Consider the following 1,520-nt stretch of genomic DNA (forward strand, 5'->3'; position numbering starts at 1 on the left):
TAAAGCGGACAACGGCGGTGTCGTCTGCCCCGGGCAGGGCAAGAGTAAATTGAAGACCTGTACCGTCTGCCATTGCACCGCTCCCTGGATCATTTGCTATGTATAAGAAGGCTTTAGGGTAGCGATATGGGCAGAGAGGGCAACCCCTGAGAGGCATGTGGCGTTAATGTCTTACACCGATGTAAGACATTGCTTACAAAATTACAGATATTGCGGTACAGGAACGGGCCATGGAAACGCCGCCGGATGGTGGGCAGCCAACCATGAAGCTGCCCAACAAGAGCCCAATCATTAAAGCGACAGAACTGGAAGCGTAATGGTTAACGTTCAAGGCCACTAGGCACAACAGGTGTGAGTCCTTCGGCGCGCATTTGCTCGCGCACCTCTATCGGTGAGGGCGGAGGAAATTCAACGCCGCGTTCGATCATCATATCGCGTAGCTGAATAAATTGATCTCGCATAGGTCCAGGCTGAAGATCTCGAATTTTTAAATGAACGCCCCAAGCGGTTGTGACTCCCGTGCTTAAGTGGATATGAGGATCAGCGCCCTGCTCGAGTAAATACATGGCTATTTCGGGTTTGGTGCCAGTTGTACTGATATCAAAAGGATTACTGCCTTTTCCATCGTCCAGCCGATAGTGTATGTCGACGCCATGTTCCACCAGTAATTTAATATGCTCCAGCGTACCGCTTGTAATGGCTCTAAATATAAGCGGGTAGCCTGTATCGCTGCCATCGTTGCCCGCTGAATCATTGGGGGATAACCCACCGTCCAGCATGGCGTTGAGATACTCAGTGCCGGGTTTTCGAAGAGCTTGACCAAGAGGCGTGCCGCCACCCTCAACGGGGCTTTCATTGGGATGCACACCTAGCTCGACCAGCGTTCGGATAGCGTCAGTATTTTCCTGTAGCAACGCAAACCACATCAAGGTGATCTGTTTGTCGCCGCGGGCGTGTAGATCGATGCCGTGCTCGGCTCCTTGGCGTAAGGCTTCCATATCATTGCGTTCAATGGCTTCGGCCATTGCTAATTGAGGGCCCTGAAAGAAATCGGTAGCGGTATAGGAACGGGACATGGAAACGCCGCTGGATGGTTGGCAGCCAAACGTGAAGCTGCCCAACAAGAGCACGCTTATCAAAACGATAGAGCCATACGCGTACCGGCTAACGGTCATGACCACTAGGCACAACAGGTGTGAGTCCTTCGGCACGCATTTGCTCACGTACCTCTAGCGGTGAGGGCGGAGGAAATTCAACGCCGCGTTCGATCATCATATCTCGGACCTGAGCGAACCCTTCACGTACAGAGCCACTTCGATTTGAAAGACGATTATGAATTCGCCAAGCTGTTGTGACACCTGTAGGTAGTCGGATGTTTGGTTCTGCGCCTTGTTTAAGTAAATACATGGCGATTTCGGGTTTAGTGCCTGTTGCGCTACTATCAAAAGGGCTGCTGTCCTTTCCATCATTAAGTCGGTAATTTATGTCGGCGCCACGTTCCACCAGTAATTTAATATGCT

General features: G+C 51.3%; 2 protein-coding genes. Both read right to left on the minus strand.

Annotated features, from left to right (window positions below):
- Positions 1 to 320 precede the first annotated feature (320 nt).
- A complete protein-coding gene (locus tag CZ787_RS09695) occupies positions 321 to 1,076 on the minus strand; it encodes an ankyrin repeat domain-containing protein (RefSeq protein ID WP_087108608.1) in 756 nt (251 codons plus the stop codon).
- Positions 1,077 to 1,164: 88 nt separating this feature from the next.
- Positions 1,165 to 1,520 (minus strand): hypothetical protein (locus CZ787_RS18950; RefSeq protein ID WP_217883868.1); only part of this gene is annotated, 356 nt, incomplete at its 5' end.

The sequence above is a fragment of the Halomonas citrativorans genome (genome assembly GCF_900163645.1).
Lineage (GTDB): Bacteria > Pseudomonadota > Gammaproteobacteria > Pseudomonadales > Halomonadaceae > Vreelandella > Vreelandella citrativorans.